Below are 19,118 nucleotides of genomic sequence, written 5' to 3'. Positions count from 1 at the left end.
GGAGAAGTGATTTTTTATCAGGTTCTTATTTTTAAGTAGGAAAGGAAATTTTTCCCATCGAAACCGCAGGAATACCTTCACGTGATCCAAAATTAGAGTTTCCTCCCGAAACTGTTTCATTTGCTAAAACAGCAAACAATATTGCCTCTTTTGCATCACCTGGAATACCTAAGATGTCTGTTTTTAAAAATTTACAGGCTAGTAATTCTTTTAACCAAGACACTAATAAAGGATTGTGTGTTCCTCCTCCAGACATGTAAATTGTAAAACTGTCTGTATTATATTTTGTGTTTTTTATAGCGTAATGAATTGATTCGGCTATTGTTTCTGCACTGAATCGTGTTAATGTTGCTAATAAATCTGGAATTGAAATGTTTTCAGTATTGGATTCTTTCTGTGCTTTTATAACATATTCTATGCTGAAAAGTTCTGGCCCTGTAGTTTTTGGAAACGGTTTTTCGAAGAATGGATTGGATTTAAGAATCTGTAAAAGTGAGGAATTCACAATACCTTGCAAAGCAATTTTAGCATCTTTGTCGTAGGCTTTATCTGGAAAATAGAATCTGGTAAAGGCATCAATTAAAGTGTTGCCGGTTCCTGTGTCAGTTACAAAAACTTCTTCCGGATTTAGATCCATTGGTAAATAGGTAAAATTTGCGATACCTCCGATGTTGAGCATTATACGATTTTCTCCTTTTTTACCAAAAATTAAATAATCACCGTAAACTGCTAAAGGGGCACCTTCGCCACCGGCGGCAAGGTGTTTTTGTCTGAAATCAGAAAGCGTTATAATCCCTGTTTTTATAGCAATGTGATCTCCATCACCAATTTGTAAAGTAGCGTTTGGAAATTTTTCTTGTTGATGTAAAATTTTTGGTAGGTGTAATACTGTTTGTCCATGCGAAGCAATTAGATCAACTTCATTACTTTTAATTTTCCATTTTTCCAAGCATTTTAATACCATGTTGGCATGCAAGATACCTATCCATTCGTTTAATAAAACCAGACTGTGGAAATCAATATTTTGTTTTGCAAAAACTTTTAGAATTTCTGTTTTTATTTCTTGTGTATACTCAACGGTATCAAACTCTACTAGTTTGACTTGTGTGTTTTGGCCTGAATCTAAAATTTCGCATAAAGCTACGTCTAGGCCGTCCAAGGATGTACCTGACATTAGTCCGATTATCCTGCGAGCAGGTTTTTGAGCGATTTTATAAAGTAATTCTATATTTACATTCATATTCACAAATAATTAAATTTTAAAGGACTATTTTCTTTTTGCAGATGATTTTAAAAATGTAATTCTTCATTAGAAGTTTTACTTACTAGGTATAGTCCTATAAACGTAAGTAGTCCATTTAGTATGATTAACTCATTATCAAATACGTACCCAAACAGGAGTTTTTTAGAATTTTCGCTAATAAAATAAGTTAGTGCTGGTGATAATAGACAGATTATAGGGACTAGTTTGTCATTTACTTTTTTTGATTTTTTAAATATACCAAAAGAATATAACCCCAACAAAGGCCCATAAGTATAGGAAGCAACCTTGAATATCATTCCGACCACAGAACTGTCATTAATAGTGTTGAAAATTAGAATTACAATAAACACTAATACAGAAAAGCTAATGTGTACAAAATATCTAGTTTTCACCATGTTTTTTTTATTAAGATTTTCCGTTTTATCCATATTAAGGAAATCTACACAAAAGGAGGTTGTAAGTGCTGTCAATGCTGAATCAGTTGTTGCGAAAGTAGCTGCAATAATCCCTAATAAAAACACAATAGCAGGCATTATTGATAGATGATTTAATGCAATTTCAGGAAATAACAAATCGGTTCTGGGTTTATTTGTAATAAGATCAAGAGGAGCGGTGATTCCATTCTTATTTGCATAAATATAGAGAAGTGCACCAACACTAAGAAAGAAAATATTGATAACAACAAAGATTCCGGTAAATGTGAACATGTTTTTTTGAGCTTCGCCAATATTTTTACAACTTAGATTTTTTTGCATCAAATCTTGGTCAAGACCAACCATTGCAATCGTAACAAACATGCCTCCTATAATTTGTTTCACAAAGTGAAATTTACTAGTCATAAAATCGTCAAAGAAAAACACTTTCGAGTAGTTACTGTTTTTTACCTCATTGAATGCACCAATCGCATTTAAATCGAGACTGTCGCAAATGAAATAAATAGTCAGAATAACAGACGTTACCAGGAAAAAAGTTTGTAAAGTATCAGTAATTATTATTGTTTTAAGACCACCTCTGTAGGTGTAAGAAAATATTAAAAGCAATGATATTAGTACTGTCAAGAAGAAAGGGATTTTATAGAAATCGAAAACATAACGCTGCAGTACTATAACTACTAGATAAAGTCTAAATGCGGAGCTAATAGTTCTACTAACTAAAAAAATAGTAGCTGCAGTCTTGTAGCTATAGAAACCCATTCTCTTTTCTATATAGCCATATATAGATGTTAAATTCATCCTATAATATATGGGTAATAGCAGTTTAGTAATAATAATAAATCCTATAGCATTCCCCAGTATAAATTGAAAGTATTTAAATTGTTCTCCACTTGGAGCACCAACTTCTCCTGGAACTGAAATAAATGTGACTCCTGATAGAGCAGTACCTACCATCCCAAAAGCTACTAGATACCATTTTGAATTTTTATTAGCTTTGAAAAATGCTTCATTACTATCATCTTTCTTGCTGACTCTATGTGATATATAGAACAATATACCAAAATAAACAATTATAAGGATCAGGATTGCATTTGGTGTCATTTTATAATCTTTAGGAGTTTGTATTTTTGAATAACGGAGCGTTAAATATCAAGATTTATATTTTGATTGAGTAATACTGCTCTTACGCTTTTATGTTTTTCTAACAATTTAGAAGCTGATTTTTCATCTATTTGGAGTTCTTCAACAATCATTTCTATACCTCTTTGTACCAATTTATTATTGGATAATTGCATATCGATCATTTTATTCCCATAAATTCGTCCTAGTTTAATCATAACTGAGGTAGAGATCATGTTTAGCACTAATTTTTGCGAGGTACCTGCTTTCATCCTTGTACTTCCAGTGAGGAATTCTGGTCCTACAATTAATTCAATAGGATAATCAGCTTCTTTTGAAATCAGACTTTCACTATTGCAAGAAATGCTTCCGGTGATAATATTATTTTCACGGGCTTTGTTTAAACCACCGATGACATAGGGTGTATTTCCTGAAGCAGCAATTCCTATAACTACATCTAAACCTGAAATGGCATATGCCGATAAATCTCTCCAAGCTTGATGAACATCATCTTCAGCATTTTCTACGGCTTTCCTAATGGCGGAATCACCTCCGGCTATGATACCAATAATCCAATTATCGGGAACTCCAAAAGTAGGGGGACATTCTGAAGCATCAAGAATTCCAATTCTCCCAGAAGTGCCGGCTCCAATATAAAATAAACGGCCTCCCAGTTTCATTTTAGATACGATACTGTCTACCAGTTTTTCAATATTTGGAATTTGTTTTTCAATTATAGCAGCTACTTTCATATCTTCAATATTGATATTTAGAAGTAGTTCCTGAGTACTCATTTTGTCTAAATTTGAATAAAGGGATTCTTGTTCTGTATCAGTATTATTCTTTTTCATTTTTTGTGTAAATTAATTTGGATAAAAAAGTGCGCAAAGAAACCCATAAACTATTTTTATGCAGTCATTGCAAACCTTTTGTATATAACAATAGAACTATAAAAGTGGATTTTACTAGTTTGAAAAAACGAGGCGACATAAAAACAGATTAATCGCCTCGATTCTGTTTTAGTTTTAATTAGCTGAATCAGCAGGAGTATTTGTATTGTTAAATCTTTCTGAATCTGGATAAGGATACCAATTACGGTTTCTTTCTGCTCCTACAGTTCCACTAGCTGGGCGATTAAATCGACGTGTATCTTCAAGTTTCAAACCAGACATAAACAACTCAATACAACGGTTTCTATATATTTCTGTTAGCACACTTGCTTGGTCAGCTGCTCCGGAATAGGCCGGCAAATTTGCGCCAACACCCCACGCATCAGATGCTACCGTTTTTTGTAATATTCGATTAATTTCTATAATAGCTTGCGGCAACTGATTTTTTCGTGCCAATACTTCTGCTCTGATCAAAATCATTTCACCTGGCAAATAAACAGGGACTGAAGAACCTACACTACTCCAAAATCCAGCTCCTTTAACTGCTGAAGATGTAGAAATTGGATTGATGTAAAAATTAATACGCCCATCAGCTGTGGCTGGTTGTAATGCTGCGGGTAAACCTAAAGTACGTCCTATTGGCTGATAATTATTCGCAACTAAAAATGCAGTTGCTGCAATTGAATTTTGATTTACAGCATCGAAAGGAAAGCTAGAACGAATAGATAAATTAACTAATGTCGCATGTTCAAATGCTTTATCTAAATCGCTTGGGCTTCCGGACATCAGATAAAACCTAGCCAAAAGAGCATTAACCGTGTTGGTATAATTTAAATTACCCACTAAACCAGAAAAACCAGTTGCACTAGGCAACAAAGTCTTGGTATCTTCCAGGGTTTTAATTACTACTGCAAGTACTTCGGCACGTGAGTTAAAAACGGCATTTTTTTCAGTTGAGATTGGCACTCTTTCAAAAAACTGAATTAAATTTCCCAATGCTAAAGCTTTGAAAATTGACGCATGTACTAGTATGCTGGCTTTTTCAACTGGTAAGCTAATGCGATCAATATTATTGATCACTTTTTGAGCTTCCGAGTTCAGAATTAAGCTTTGCGCCCAGATAGTGCTTACCACTCCGTTAACTGGTAAAACCTCTCCAGAACCAGCAAATAATGCAACTTCATCTGCATTTCCGCCTTGTGGAGCACCAAGCTCATTTGTCGTAAATCCATTTGCAGTTATGATAGCATACCCAAACGGACTCTGGCGCCCAACACTAAATCGTGATTGTAGCCCATTGGCAACGCCAACTAAACCATCGCGGGAAGAAAACACATCTACTTCTGAAGCGCGCGTTGGATCTAAAAATTCTTCATCGCAAGAGGTTAGAAACAAGCTCATAAGAGCTGATAATATAATAAATTTTTTCATTTTTCTTTGTATTAAAATTTAAATTTAAGCGCTAGTGCAACAGTACGAGGAATTGGAATTGTTCCAAAATTATATCTTGCCACAGCTGATTGTCCACCAGAATTTACCTCAGGATCATAGCTTGTAAACTTATCCCATGAATAAAGGTTACGACCACTAAGATTTATTGTAAAGTCCTCAAAGAAGTTATTCAATTTACCAAAAGAGTAATTTATTGAAACTTCTCTTAGTTTAAGATAGCTACCATCAACAATTCGAAATTCTTGGATGTTATAAATAGAATAAACATAACCACGTGGTAACTCTCCTCTTAACTCTTGAGCAACTAATTGTCCAGAACCAGTACCTTGACGTGTTCTATAATCAGCATCCCATATATCTCCGCCGCTCACACCATCCAATAAAACAGAAAGACCCCAATTTTTATAGTTAACATTGGTGCCAAAAGCATAGATGAAATCTGGATTTGGATCGCCAATCTCTTTATTTAAAACATCACCAAACGGTTGTCCATTTGCATTTCTTTGTATTACTCCAGTTGCTGTGTTTCCGCGTTCTGTTTGCGGTAATCCATCGGGCATAAGTAACAAGCTGCCATCAGGATTTCGTGCATAGTAACTTCCAAAATAAGTACCAACAGGGCGATTCAGCTGAACCGCAATCGGAGCACCCGCTGGATTTGAATCTAATAAAAAGAACGGTTGATTTAATTTAGTAACTTCATTTCTGTTTCGGCTCATGTTACCATAAATCTCAACGTTAAAATCTTCACTTTTAACAACTATACCTTTCACAGTAAATTCTAGCCCTTTATTAGTCATTTCGCCTAAATTTTCAATTGAAGAAGTTGCGCCAGTTGACGGTGCCGCTTGTACACGCAATAGTAAATCTTTAATGTCGGCTCTATAGTACGTTCCAGAAAGTGTTAATCTATCATTAAAGAATCCAAAATCAGCTCCTACTTCATAAGATACATTGCGTTCTGGTATTAATCCTAAATTTCCACGGCTGTTCCCCGCAAGTGTAAAAGAGGTTTGTTCAAAGAGGTTACCTGTAGAATAGTTAGTAAATCTTGAATAAGCCCCGATCGCCGTTAAGTTTCCTGATTCTCCCCACGAAGCTCGCAGTCTTGCAGTGCTCACTTTACTGTCTTTCATAAACTCCTCGCTGGAAAGCACATAACTTCCGCTCACTTTTGGATAAATTTGTCTTCTTACATCGGCTGAGAAAATTGTGGATGCGTCCTGTCGAATTGCAGCGGTTACAAATAATTTATTTTTATAGCCGAAAGTTTCTTGAAGATAAACACCCCACAGGTTATAATTTGTTTCTGCAGAAGAAGCGGAACCACCTATTATAGTATTGGCAGCATTTATATTTTCAATAAATGGTTTTAAATCTCTTCCTTGAACAGAAAAAAGTTTGTCTCTATAATATTGCACATTGTATCCTGCATAAGTTGTTGCCGTAAAATCTTTTGATATATTCCAAACGTACCTAAGATTTAAATCATTGTTCAATTGATAAACTTTATTATCGGTTTCTGATACAAACCCATCGTTATAAGTACCTACATTAACAGGTGAATAAGGGAATCTAGGAATAAAGCCAAATCCTTTTTGGTTAAAATTGTCTAAACCAACAATAAAGTCAGCATTGAAATTTTTAAAAGGCTTGTAATTCAACAGTACATTTGCGATCACACGATCGGTTTGCTGTCCAAATTTGAAAGTTTCAATAACAGAGAGTGGATTAACACGACCTGGATCAACTGCTAATAAATTACCATTACTATCGCGTGTAGATATGTCATAAATATTATTGTTTATCGTCGAAGAATTCATCGGACTGTAAAAAACATTCCCATCAGGCTTGTCTTCAGAGCGAGAGGTAACATAATTTACTCCAAAGGAAGCAGAAAGCTTTTCGTTGATTTTATTTTGAACTTTAAGATTTAGACCCAGTCTTTTGTAATCGGTGTTTTTTACAATACCACCATTTTCTAGATAACCAACCGATGCAAAATACTTAGTGTTAGTATTACCGCCTGCGACTGAGAAGTACGTGTCAGTACCAATACCAGTGGTGAAAATATCATCCTGAAAATCATAACGAGTTACATCCTTCAAACGAGTGTCCATATTTGTAAGCCCTTGAGGAACCCCAGCTTGATTTAAACCTCGACTTACAGGGACAGTAGTGGCTGAACTAGCAGAAAATCCAGTAATTGGAAATAATGCTCCACTAGCTGCAGGTATTTCAAATTGTTTATTTACAAGATTGACATCTAATTTTTTGCGTAAAGAATTAATAACCAAACTTGTTGAAAAAGTGTACGAATCTTTACCCGCTTTTCCTTTTTTAGTAGTAATAATTACAACACCATTTGCTGCACGAGATCCATAAATAGCTGCTGCGGCGCCACCGTTAAGGACTTCTACACTTTCAATATCGTTTGGATTGATATCGGAAGTTCGGTTTTGTCCTATTACTAAGTTTGTATTACCACCAATCTCAGGATTTGAAACATTAGCACTACTGTTACTGATAACCACACCATCGATAACATAAAGTGGATCAGACCCTCCCAAAATAGAAGAAGTACCCCTTAATTTAATTGAAAACCCTCCTGAGGGATCACCTGAATTTTGCGTGATCTGTGCTCCTGCAATTTTGCCTTGTAAGGCAGATGCAAGTCCGTTAGGTTGTGTTTTAACCAAATCTGACGACTTAATACTAGTTACAGCATTACCCATTTCTTTCCTTGTAGTTCGAATGGTTGATCCCATTACAACCACTTCATTTAATGTATTTAGCTCTTCAGACATCCCGACATTAATTGTACTGCTGTTTGCAGTAACTTTTACTTTAGAAGTAGCGAATCCTAAATAGCTAAATGTAAGGACATCTCCTGTGGAAGCAGAAATACTGTATTTTCCATCAAGATCCGAAACGCTACCTTTAGAAGTTTCATCTAAGGTGATGGTAATCCCAGGAATAGGTATGCCATCCGCTTTGTTTTTGACAGTTCCAGTAATTGTTTTTGTTTGTGCAAAAGCACCTAGGGTTAACAAAAACAATAATAAAATTAGGAATAATTTTTTCATAATTATAGAGGTTATTTTATGGTTAGGAAACAAATATATCCATTATTTGCATATAAATGCGATATTGTTAATATATCTTTCAATTTATTTGATAATAATGCATTATAATGCAATTTAAATTTCATTTTGAATCATTTTTATCATTTACATTACGTAAATAATGCATCTCATAAATAATATATAGCAACATATATTTATTCTAGTTCAAATATTTATATCTTTGGCAATATTTTTAATTAATTGAAATGCTAAAAGTAGAAAGACATAAATACATTCTGGGTAAACTTCATGAAAATCAAAAAGTTAGTACTATTGATCTAGCTTTGGAATTGAGTATTTCCGAAGATACAATACGAAGAGATTTAATAGAATTGAATAAAAAAGGTCTTCTTGAAAAGGTATATGGGGGCGCATTTCCTGTTATTGATAAGCCTGCTAATATTTTTGATATCGCGATTGTGAATCGAGATAAGAAAGATATTATAGGAAATAAAGCCCTTTCTTTAATTACTGATGGACAGGTTATTATTATGAGTGGGGGAACTACAAACCTTGCTTTTGCTAAATTAATTCCATCTGATCTGAAAGCAACTATCTATACTTATAGTTTGCCAATAGCCATGCAACTCTCACAACATTCTAATGTTGAGTTAATTTTTATAGGAGGAAAAATGCAAAAAAATGCAATGGTTACAATTGGATTGGATGTGGTGCATGTATTGTCTAAATTAAAAGCAGATATTTGTTTTATGGGGGCTAGTAGTATAAATGTTCGTTTGGGTCTTACAGAAATGGGTTACGAAGTGTCTATTGTAAAAAAAGCAATGATGCAAGCTTCAGATAAGGTCGTTACGATGGTTTCTTCTGAAAAACTAAATACTAAAATGCCTTACGTTGTTAGCGAACTTAACCAACTAAATACTATAATAACTGATCTAAATCCAAAAAATCCTATATTAGAAGAGTACATTAAAGCCGGTGTTCAGGTATTGTAAATTGCATTATTATGCATTATTTAATAGTTCATCCTAAATTAACGCATAAAGTTGCATTTATTTAGGATGTTTTTTATATTTGCCTTATTAATATTCTTAAATTCCGAAATAATTATGAGTGCAATTCAACTTTTATCTTATGTTAAGCCAGGCAAATATGAAACTACTCGATTTGAAAAAATTCATAATAAGGTTTTTAAAAATGCTTTGGAAGCTTCAATAATTGTTGCCCGTGAAATAGCAGAATTGATTAAATTAAAACAAGCTCAAAACTTACCCTGCGTTCTGGGTTTAGCAACAGGTTCCAGCCCGATAAAAGTCTATGATGAACTCGTGCGCCTCCACAAAGAAGAAGGTTTGAGTTTCAGTAATGTTATTAGCTTTAATTTGGATGAGTATTATCCAATGACCAAAGAGAACAATCAAAGCTATCATTATTTCATGCAGCAGCATCTATTTGATCACGTAGATATTAATCCTGAAAATATTAACATTCCTAACGGAACTATAGCTATTGCAGATTTAAATCAATATTGTGTTGATTATGAGCTGAAAATTAAAGAAGTGGGTGGAATAGATTTTCAACTTTTAGGAATTGGGCGAACCGGTCACGTTGGATTCAATGAACCAGGATCTCACATTAATTCCGGTACCCGAATTATCACTTTGGATCATATTACAAGAGTCGATGCTTCTTCTGATTTTAATGGGATTGACAATGTTCCTAAGCGAGCAATTACTATGGGGGTTTCAACAATTCTCCGATCAAAAAGAATTGTCTTAATGGCTTGGGGCCAAAATAAAGCCGATATTATAAAAAGAACCATCCAAGGTGATATCAGCTCTGAAGTTCCTGCTACCTTTTTGCAAAATCACACCAATACCACATTTGTTTTAGACCAATCTGCCGCTTCGGAATTAACCCGATTTAAAACGCCCTGGTTAGTTGACACCTGTGTTTGGACCCCTGAACTAAAAAGTAAAGCCATAGTTTGGCTGTGCCAACATACCAATCAATCTATTTTAAAACTGACTGATAGGGATTACAATAATAACGGTATGTCGGATCTATTAGCGCAAGAGGAATGTTCAGCTTACGATTTGAATATAAATATGTTTAATGTTTTGCAACATACTATTACAGGATGGCCCGGAGGGAAACCTGATACAGATGATTCGTATCGACCTGAAAGAGCTAATCCTGCCAAGAAAAGAATTATTCTTTTTAGTCCTCATCCGGATGATGATGTGATTTCTATGGGAGGAACTTTTTCTAAACTAATTAAACAAGGACATGATGTTCATGTTGTTTATCAAACCTCAGGAAATATTGCAGTTACAGATGATGAAGCCTTAAAATTTGCCGAAGTTTCTAATGATTTTGTAGGAGATGACGTCACTAAGATTAATTTTACTGCCATTATTGACTTTTTAAATTATAAAACCGAAAATCAAGTTGATTCTTTAGAAGTTAGAAAACTGAAAGGACTTATTAGACGCAGAGAATCGTATGCCGCGATTAGATATATTGGTTTAAAAGATGAAAATGCACACTTTTTAGATCTTCCTTTTTATGAAACCGGACAAATTAAGAAAAACCCATTAGGAACTGCAGATGTTGAAATCGTAAAGGACATCATTGCAAAAATTAAACCACATCAGGTTTTTGCAGCGGGAGATTTAGCAGATCCGCATGGTACGCACGAAGTATGTTTGAATGCGATATTTGAAGCCATGAAACAACTGAAATCAAAACCTTTTATGAATGATTGTTGGTTATGGTTGTACAGAGGCGCTTGGCATGAATGGGATATTCATGAAATTGACATGGCTGTACCCTTGAGCCCGGATGAAGTTTTATTAAAAAGACATGCCATTTTATACCACCAATCTCAAAAGGATAGGGTGATGTTCCAAGGAAATGATTCCAGAGAATTCTGGGTAAGAGCCGAAGATCGTAATAAGAATACAGCTAAATTATATGATGATCTAGGTCTCGCAGAATATGAAGCTATTGAAGCTTTCAAACGTTTTAATTACTGAAAGAAAGAAATCACAAACTTTAGCTTTTATTCTTAAAATTATACACCACTATATATTTATATTTGTGAAAATAACAGCAATTCACTCCACAATATGTCAATTACGCCTCCGTTACAAGAACTATCTCAATCATTAGAAGGCATTCTTTTATATGATGACCTTCATAAAACATTGTATGCCACTGACGCTTCGGCCTACAGGATCCTGCCGCTTGCTGTAGCGATTCCAAAAACAGAGGAAGATATTGTAAAAATTATTCGCTTTGCAGCAAAAAATAAAATTTCAATTACGCCTAGAACTGCCGGAACTTCATTGGCAGGTCAAACTGTAGGTAGTGGAATAATCGTGGATGTTTCGAAACATTTTACAAAGATTGTTGCTTTTGATTCTATTAAAAAAACCGTTACCGTGCAACCAGGAGTAATTCGGGATGAACTGAATTTATATTTAAAACCGCACGGATTGTTTTTTGGTCCCAATACTTCGACTTCCAATCGTTGTATGATAGGCGGAATGGTAGGCAATAATTCATCTGGAACTACATCAATTCGGTACGGAGTTACCCGAGATAAAATTGTGGAAATTAAAGCAGTTTTGAGTGATGGAAGTTCGGCAGTATTTAAAGAAATGACTTCTGCTGAATTCATTGAAAAAACAAAAGGGAAAACGCTTGAAAGTTCTATTTACAAGACTATTTATGAGGAACTTTCGAACACAGAAAACCAAAAAGAGATTACAAAAGAATTTCCGAAACCTGAAATTCACAGAAGAAACACCGGATATGCAGTTGATTTAGTATTGAAATCGGAACTTTTTGGAGGAACCGAAAGTACTATAAATCTGGGAAAACTCCTTTGTGGAAGCGAAGGAACTTTAGCATTTACCACTGAAATTACGCTGAAAGTAGATCCGCTACCGCCAACAAATAATGTGATGGTAGTGGCCCATTTTCATTCTATTCAGGAAAGTTTAGAAGCTGTGGTTACCGCAATGAAACACCATTTGTACACTTGTGAAATGATGGATGACACAATATTAGATTGTACCAAAACCAACCGGGAACAGGCTAAAAATAGATTTTTCATTCAAGGAGAACCAAAAGCGGTTATCATGCTTGAAGTAGCCTCGTATCACAGTATGGAAGATGCTGAATTACAGGCCAATGCTTTGATTTCCGATTTAGAACGAAATAATTTTGGGTATGCTTTACCAAAAATTTACGGAGCAGATATAGATAAAGTAAATGAGCTGAGAAAAGCAGGTCTTGGACTTTTAGGCAGTATTGTTGGCGACAATAAAGCGGCAGATTCTATTGAAGATACCGCTGTTGAATTGAGTGACTTACCTAATTATATTGCTGAATTCTCCGCAATGATGGAGCGTCATGGTCAAAGTGCTATTTATTATGCGCATGCCGGTGCAGGAGAATTGCATTTGCGTCCGGTTTTGAATTTGAAAACAAAAGAAGGGATACACCAATTTAGAAACATCGCAACCGAAGTGGCTGTTTTAGTCAAAAAATATAGAGGTTCCTTGAGCGGGGAACATGGGGATGGTATTGTTCGTGGAGAGTTTTTACCTTTTATGATTGGAGAACAGAATTATGAATTATTGAAAAGAATCAAACATGCTTTTGACCCCAACACCATTTTGAATGTGGGAAAAATTGTAAACGCTTTCAAAATGGACGAAAATCTTCGGATGGAAGCGGGGAGAGTAGAACCGGAAATACAAACTATTCAGGATTTCTCTGATAGTATGGGGATTTTGCGTGCTGCGGAAAAATGTAATGGTTCTGGTGATTGCAGAAAATTACCTTCGGCTGGAGGAACCTTGTGTCCTAGCTATCGCGCCACGCGGAATGAAAAAGATACGACGCGCGCCAGAGCCAATGCGCTGCGGGAATATTTGACGCATTCAGAAAAAGACAATAAGTTCGATCATGAAGAATTATATAAGGTATTTGAGTTGTGTGTGAGCTGCAAGGCATGTGCCAGTGAATGTCCCAGTAATGTGGATGTGGCAGCAATGAAATCAGAGTTTCTGTACCACTATCAAAAAGCGAATGGATTTTCATGGCGCAATAAAGTATTTGCTTTTAATGCGAAATTGAATGGACTGGGGAGTATCACTCCAAAGTTTACGAATTTCATGCTGAACTTGCCTTTGGTAAAAAAAACCATGGGAATTGCCTCAAAAAGAGAAGTACCGCCTCTGGCTCAGCAAACCTTTAGAAAATGGTATGAGAAAAATTGGAATCAAGCACCAAGTGATTCTTTTGTAAACGGAAAAGTATGTTTGTTTTGTGATGAATTTACTAATTTTTATGATGTTTCAGTAGGCATTGATGCTTACGAGTTATTGACAGCATTAGGATATGAAGTAATTATGGTGGATCATGAGGAAAGCGGAAGGGCTTTTATCTCTAAAGGTTTTCTGGAAGAAGCCAAAGCAATCGCAAACATAAACGTAGCTGTTTTTTCGGATTATGTTACTACTGATTTTCCGTTGATAGGAATAGAACCTTCAGCAATATTGACCTTTAGAGATGAATACATTCGATTGGCTGACGATAAGGAAGGTGCTGAAAAATTAGCACAACATGTATTTACGATTGAAGAGTTTTTTAAAAATGAAATTACAAAAGGCAAAATTCATCCCGATCAATTTTCTGATGTTGCAAAAACAATAAAAATTCACGGACATTGTCACCAGAAGTCATTGAGTACTATGGAAGCAACTTTTGTAATGTTGAATGTCCCTAAAAATAGTTCAGTTACTATTTATAATTCGGGTTGTTGTGGTATGGCTGGCTCTTTTGGTTATGAAAAAGAACATTATGAAATCAGCATGCAAATGGGAGAAGACACCTTGTTCCCAAAAATAAGAGCTACTGATGCAACAGTGGCTATTGCAGCGGCAGGAACTAGTTGCCGCCATCAGATTTTTGATGGTACCAGTAGAAAAGCCTTGCATCCGATCACGATTCTAAAAAGCTGTTTGAAATAATAATTGCAGCTATTTTTTAAAATTATTTTTTAATTGGATGTATAGCAAAATTTGACTTATTTAGTATAAAAAAAAAGTGATTTAACTTTTATGAAAAATAAATAAAAAAATAGTTAGAGAAACTCCATTAATTAAAATTGTTTTATACTTTTGAATTTTGAAGATAATTTGAACTATTTTCATAATTATAGCATACAATTTACAGTTTATTAATTTTTAATGATAAAGTTTAGTTTATGGCATCTTCAAGTTTATTTAGAAAAAAAACAGTACAAGATATTTTAAAACAGGTTGAAAAAAGAGATGCCGATGGCCATAATGCATTAGGAAAACATTTAACGGCGCGTGATTTAACAGCTTTTGGTATCGCCGCAATTGTAGGAGCCGGAATTTTCAGTACGATTGGTAAAGCTAGTTCTGATGGAGGGCCTGCAGTTATCTTTTTGTTCTTGTTTACTGCTATAGCCTGTAGTTTTGCTGCTTTTGCGTATGCTGAATTTGCATCGATGGTTCCCGTTTCCGGAAGTGCTTATACGTATTCGTATGTGGCTTTTGGAGAAATAATAGCCTGGATTATTGGTTGGGCGCTGATAATGGAATATTCTGTGGGGAATATAACGGTCGCCATATCGTGGAGTGACTATTTTACGGGTTTACTTGAAAGTGGCGGGCTTCACTTACCACAATGGGTTCAAATGGATTTTTTGTCCGCTTCCAGAGGTTTTGACGATGCCATTGCGCTAATGCAAGGAGGCAAAGAATTTGCAAACTTAAGTCCTGCTTTACAGGATGCTTATACAGCCTGGACGACTTCGCCGGTTATTGGATCGTTTCATTTTGTGGCAGATCTTCCTGCACTACTGATTATTGTTTTGATTACGGCATTGATTTACCGCGGAATGAAAGAATCTCGAAATGCGAGTAATATCATGGTGGTTGTCAAATTATGTATTGTTCTTTTAGTCATAGCGGTTGGTGTTTTCTATGTGGATACTGCAAATTGGGATCCTTTTGCACCTAATGGTGTTACAGGAGTTTTAAAAGGAGTTTCAGCAGTGTTTTTTGCTTACATTGGGTTTGATGCTATCTCGACAACGGCTGAGGAATGCAAAGATCCACAACGTGATTTGCCTAAAGGAATGATGTGGGCCATAATAATATGTACCGTTTTATATATTGCCATTGCTCTGGTACTTACCGGAATGGTGCGTTATGACCAGTTGAATGTAGGTGATCCCTTGGCTTTTGTATTTGAAAAATTAGACTTAAAATGGATGTCCGGAATCATTGCCGTCAGTGCGGTTGTGGCCATGGCAAGTGTTTTATTGGTTTTTCAAATGGGACAACCGCGTATCTGGATGAGTATGAGTCGTGATGGTTTGTTGCCAAAACGTTTCTCAAAAGTACATCCAAAATACAAAACACCATCGTATGCGACAATTGTTACTGGGTTTGTAGTAGCAGTTCCCGCTTTATTTTTGAATTTAACATTGGTTACAGATTTGTGTAGTATTGGAACGTTATTCGCTTTTGTATTGGTTTGTGCCGGAGTTTTAGTGTTACAAAACAGAACCGATATACCTCGTGGAAAATTTAAAACTCCTTATGTAAATTCAAAATTCATATTGCCAGTTTTGATTATTATGGGATTGGTGTTTGCTTTTGGTTACAATAAAAAAGGAACAATGGATTTTATTACCAATAAAACTCAAATCAACAGTTCATCCGCTATCATCACCTCGTTAAACAAAGAAGAAACCCAAAAAGTATACAATTATTTAGTCACTATTGATGCTAAAAACAGCACTGATGAAACGCCGGATTTAGAGCATTTATTGCGCCAATACCAACAAGATGATGCAAAATATGCTGCTGTTATAGCGGGTTTGCCAATTGCTGATGCAGTGAAATATGAAAGCGGTTTTAGTTTATTTAAACACAAAATTCCAATGTGGATTTTCTTGATTGTTTTAGCTGGATTATCCGTTTGGTCTTTTAAATCAAATTTGTCTTTGATACCGCTATTGGGATTGATTTGTTGTTTGTACATGATGGCTGAATTGAGTGTTTGGAACTGGATTTATTTTGGAATATGGCTTTTGATTGGATTGGTCATTTATTTTGGCTTTAGCCGAAAAAACAGCAAATTAAATTAAGAACATGAAAAAAAACTAAAACAGTCAGGGTCTTACGATGCATTTAGATCAATATTAGGAAAAACAAATAAGTCCTCTAAAAGCAATTTAGAGGACTTATTTGTTTTAGCGGATATCTTATAGATCTTCTTAATATAAAGCAATTGCAGGAAATCCAATTGTTTTATCAAAATTGAAACGATTACTGAACGGATTAATTCATAGGTAATAATTGATACCGCCATTTTTTACTTATTTTTATAAAAAATAAACACATGATTTTTATAGTCAAACCACTTCTATTCGTTAGTTTTCTTTTTTGTATTGTTAGTTGTCAATCCCAAAATTTGATTTCTAAAACGGATGAAAAAAAGAATTCAATTAGCAATGATACGCTATTTGTAAATTTGAAAGAATACAGTCAAGATTTTCTGTATGATATGAAATACGCCACAACAGACAATTTCCTGAACGCAAAAGTATATGATTGCGCAGAATGTTTTTTGCGGTTAAAAACCATTCGTGCACTTGTTGAAGCCAATGAGAAGTTTATGGAAAAGGGCTATAAGATTAAAATTTTTGATTGCTATCGCCCTTTAGATATTCAGAAAAAAATGTGGGAAATTGTACCTAATCCTAAGTACGTGGCTAATCCTTCGAAGGGATCAATTCATAATAGAGGGGGAGCTGTAGACCTTACTTTAGTGAACAGCAGTGGAAAAGAATTAGATATGGGTACTGGTTTTGATTTTTTTGGAGTCGAAGCGAGTCATGATTATCCTACTGTTTCGCACACAGTAAAGGCAAATAGAAACCTGCTGAAAACAACAATGATTAGTAGTGGTTTTAATTCATTTGATTCGGAATGGTGGCATTATAATGTAAAATCAGGGTTGAATGACACTATTTCTAATACTAAATGGGAATGTAAATAAACTATTATTCGATACACTTTATCGTATTTATGAAGTAGGTTTCCGGATAGTAAATTTCGTTGTTTAATTCCGATTTAAATTCCTTTTTTATAATAAAATCCTCTGTATCAGTCAAATATTTGATCCGCATCATAGAAACTGGAGAACTTTTTAATTCTTCAAAACTATCCTTCATAAACATAAATACTGCTGAATTGATCCGGTTATCATATCCATTGTCATCACGAATCAAAGTGCCACAATCTTCTTGATCAGTGTGTATTAACGTAATTATTTTTCCGTTGTTGAGTTGTAAAAACAATTTTGAATTTTTATCAAAACAATTCGCTTTTATAAATCCCTTGCTTTTTTGGATAAATTGTATGTTTAAGGTTGGTAATCCATCCGTTAAAGCCAGTGAATAGAAAATATAGCTGGAGTTTCCGGCAAATTTTTTTTCACTAATCATATATTCTTTAGTTGATTTATAGGTTCCTATTGAATCAGTAACGTTTTCACTGTAATCACATGGTTTTTGTGCAAAAAGACTCAAACTGAAGAAAAAGAAAGTTATTGTAATTATGAATTTCATTTTTATGATATTTTGGTGCAAATTAAAACTATTTTATGGTTATTTTCATCAGTTGTAAAAAAACTATATATATTTCCTCCGTCTTTTATTTTCCATTTTTTTCGAATACTTTCTACACTGTCCGGAAAATTCCGAGTTGTGATATTGGCTTTACTGTTTTCTAAAAAAGTTTTCATCGCTGTTTTGTTATAGGAAAATGTATTTTGAATTTCAAAAACACGACCCGGAAAGGGAATTAAGTCCATGGAAGTGTATAAGTGAGAATGCTTGTGTAGTTTATTGACCTTATAAAAGGATCCGACTTCATCAAATCCACCTGATTTCATAATAGCACTATTGGGTTCGTATAAATAGGTTTGAGGTAAGCTGAAATTTGAAAAACTAGCAACTTCATTCCAAATAAAATCAAAAGTTTCATTTTTATCCTTGAGGATATTGACAGTTTTAATGCGTATTGGTCCGGAATATGCCGCACGAAGTTCCCATAACAATTCTTTAACTTCGTTCTCAACGGCTATAATATGAATTTGTTTTACGTGTTGTAATTCCGTTAGTCCGGCAGTAATATCAAGAATAGGAGCCGTTTTTATGAGAATAGCATTTGTATTTTTAAAATAAAAAGTTAGATTTTTAGGAACATTTGGCAAACAATCTTTAAGCATGAATACCTTTCCTTTGGTATTATTTCTTCTGGAAGGATCAATATAAATCCAGTCCCAGTTTGTTTTTAAAGCGGTTAAGGTTGCCAGACTATCCCCGGTATAACAAGTAATATTAGGAACACGTAATTGCTCAAAATTGTGTTTTACAAGTTGAGATAAATCGGGATTAATTTCGCAATGAACCACTTCTTTTATTTTTTGTGCAAAATAAAAATCATCCACACCAAAACCTCCAGTCAAATCGATTAAGCGGTCACCAGCAACAATAGAAGCTTTATAAGAAGCTGTTTTTTCAGAAGACGTTTGTTCTACTGAAAGTTTGCTTGGATAAATGATGTTTTGGGACAAGAACCAATGTGGCAATTTATATTTTGCTTTTGTCTTCGCGTCAATTTGGTTCAAAATGGTGGTCCAATCCACATTAGGGAATGGATTTTTTTGTAATGCTAATGTTGCTACGTGTGCACCAATGTTAGCATTGATAAATACTTGTACTTTAGGATTTAGAATCATTAAATCCAAA

The 19,118-nt window shown here is 34.7% G+C and carries 13 protein-coding genes; 5 read left to right on the top strand and 8 right to left on the bottom strand.

Going from position 1 to position 19,118, the window contains the following annotated elements; genetic code table 11:
* Positions 1-31: 31 nt before the first annotated feature.
* The 5 genes from EKM00_RS06655 to EKM00_RS06635 all read right to left on the bottom strand — a co-directional run bounded on the left by EKM00_RS06655 (position 32) and on the right by EKM00_RS06635 (position 8,245).
* Complete coding sequence (locus EKM00_RS06655; RefSeq protein WP_126515653.1) at positions 32-1,240, bottom strand: anhydro-N-acetylmuramic acid kinase; 1,209 nt, start codon at positions 1,238-1,240, stop codon at positions 32-34.
* Between the two features lie 50 nt (positions 1,241-1,290).
* A complete protein-coding gene (locus tag EKM00_RS06650) occupies positions 1,291-2,799 on the bottom strand; it encodes a sodium:solute symporter (RefSeq protein ID WP_126515652.1) in 1,509 nt (502 codons plus the stop codon).
* Between the two features lie 41 nt (positions 2,800-2,840).
* On the bottom strand, positions 2,841-3,668 hold the full coding sequence (gene murQ / locus EKM00_RS06645; RefSeq protein WP_126515651.1) for an N-acetylmuramic acid 6-phosphate etherase: 828 nt from the start codon (positions 3,666-3,668) through the stop codon (positions 2,841-2,843).
* A 174-nt stretch (positions 3,669-3,842) separates the two neighbouring features.
* Positions 3,843-5,108: a RagB/SusD family nutrient uptake outer membrane protein gene (locus tag EKM00_RS06640; protein ID WP_158614886.1), complete on the bottom strand. Its 1,266-nt coding sequence runs from the start codon at positions 5,106-5,108 to the stop codon at positions 3,843-3,845.
* A 41-nt stretch (positions 5,109-5,149) separates the two neighbouring features.
* On the bottom strand, positions 5,150-8,245 hold the full coding sequence (locus tag EKM00_RS06635) for a SusC/RagA family TonB-linked outer membrane protein (protein ID WP_126515649.1): 3,096 nt from the start codon (positions 8,243-8,245) through the stop codon (positions 5,150-5,152).
* Between the two features lie 245 nt (positions 8,246-8,490).
* Between EKM00_RS06635 and EKM00_RS06630 the strand changes: the two genes are divergently transcribed.
* The 4 genes from EKM00_RS06630 to EKM00_RS06615 all read left to right on the top strand — a co-directional run bounded on the left by EKM00_RS06630 (position 8,491) and on the right by EKM00_RS06615 (position 16,448).
* Positions 8,491-9,240: a DeoR/GlpR family DNA-binding transcription regulator gene (locus EKM00_RS06630; RefSeq protein ID WP_126515648.1), complete on the top strand. Its 750-nt coding sequence runs from the start codon at positions 8,491-8,493 to the stop codon at positions 9,238-9,240.
* Between the two features lie 114 nt (positions 9,241-9,354).
* Complete coding sequence (nagB, locus tag EKM00_RS06625; protein ID WP_126515647.1) at positions 9,355-11,283, top strand: glucosamine-6-phosphate deaminase; 1,929 nt, start codon at positions 9,355-9,357, stop codon at positions 11,281-11,283.
* Positions 11,284-11,376: 93 nt separating this feature from the next.
* Positions 11,377-14,292 (top strand): FAD-binding and (Fe-S)-binding domain-containing protein, encoded by a 2,916-nt coding sequence (locus EKM00_RS06620; protein WP_126515646.1) that lies wholly within the window; start codon positions 11,377-11,379, stop codon positions 14,290-14,292.
* 236 nt (positions 14,293-14,528) lie between these two features.
* Entirely contained in the window at positions 14,529-16,448 is a 1,920-nt protein-coding gene (locus EKM00_RS06615) for an amino acid permease (protein WP_126515645.1), read from the top strand.
* A 32-nt stretch (positions 16,449-16,480) separates the two neighbouring features.
* Here EKM00_RS06615 and EKM00_RS06610 read toward each other — a convergent pair whose 3' ends face one another.
* The gene (locus EKM00_RS06610) at positions 16,481-16,672 is read right to left on the bottom strand and encodes a hypothetical protein (protein WP_126515644.1); all 192 of its coding nucleotides are present in this window, start codon (positions 16,670-16,672) and stop codon (positions 16,481-16,483) included.
* 30 nt (positions 16,673-16,702) lie between these two features.
* On the opposite strand from EKM00_RS06610, the gene EKM00_RS06605 reads away from it, so the two are divergent.
* Entirely contained in the window at positions 16,703-17,362 is a 660-nt protein-coding gene (locus EKM00_RS06605) for a M15 family metallopeptidase (RefSeq protein ID WP_126515643.1), read from the top strand.
* Between the two features lie 4 nt (positions 17,363-17,366).
* On the opposite strand, the gene EKM00_RS06600 is transcribed toward EKM00_RS06605, so the two are convergent.
* Both EKM00_RS06600 and EKM00_RS06595 read right to left on the bottom strand, forming a co-directional pair.
* Positions 17,367-17,933 carry a hypothetical protein gene (locus tag EKM00_RS06600; protein WP_126453308.1) on the bottom strand — a complete coding sequence of 189 codons (567 nt, stop codon included), beginning with the start codon at positions 17,931-17,933 and terminating at the stop codon, positions 17,367-17,369.
* A 2-nt stretch (positions 17,934-17,935) separates the two neighbouring features.
* The gene (locus tag EKM00_RS06595; protein WP_126515642.1) at positions 17,936-19,117 is read right to left on the bottom strand and encodes a class I SAM-dependent methyltransferase; all 1,182 of its coding nucleotides are present in this window, start codon (positions 19,115-19,117) and stop codon (positions 17,936-17,938) included.
* Position 19,118: the final 1 nt, after the last annotated feature.

Origin of the sequence: Flavobacterium sp. RSP15, assembly GCF_003968755.1 — a bacterium.
Taxonomy (GTDB): domain Bacteria; phylum Bacteroidota; class Bacteroidia; order Flavobacteriales; family Flavobacteriaceae; genus Flavobacterium.
The sequence above is the reverse complement of the archived record's forward strand: the minus strand, read 5'-3'. Positions and strand labels throughout refer to the sequence as shown.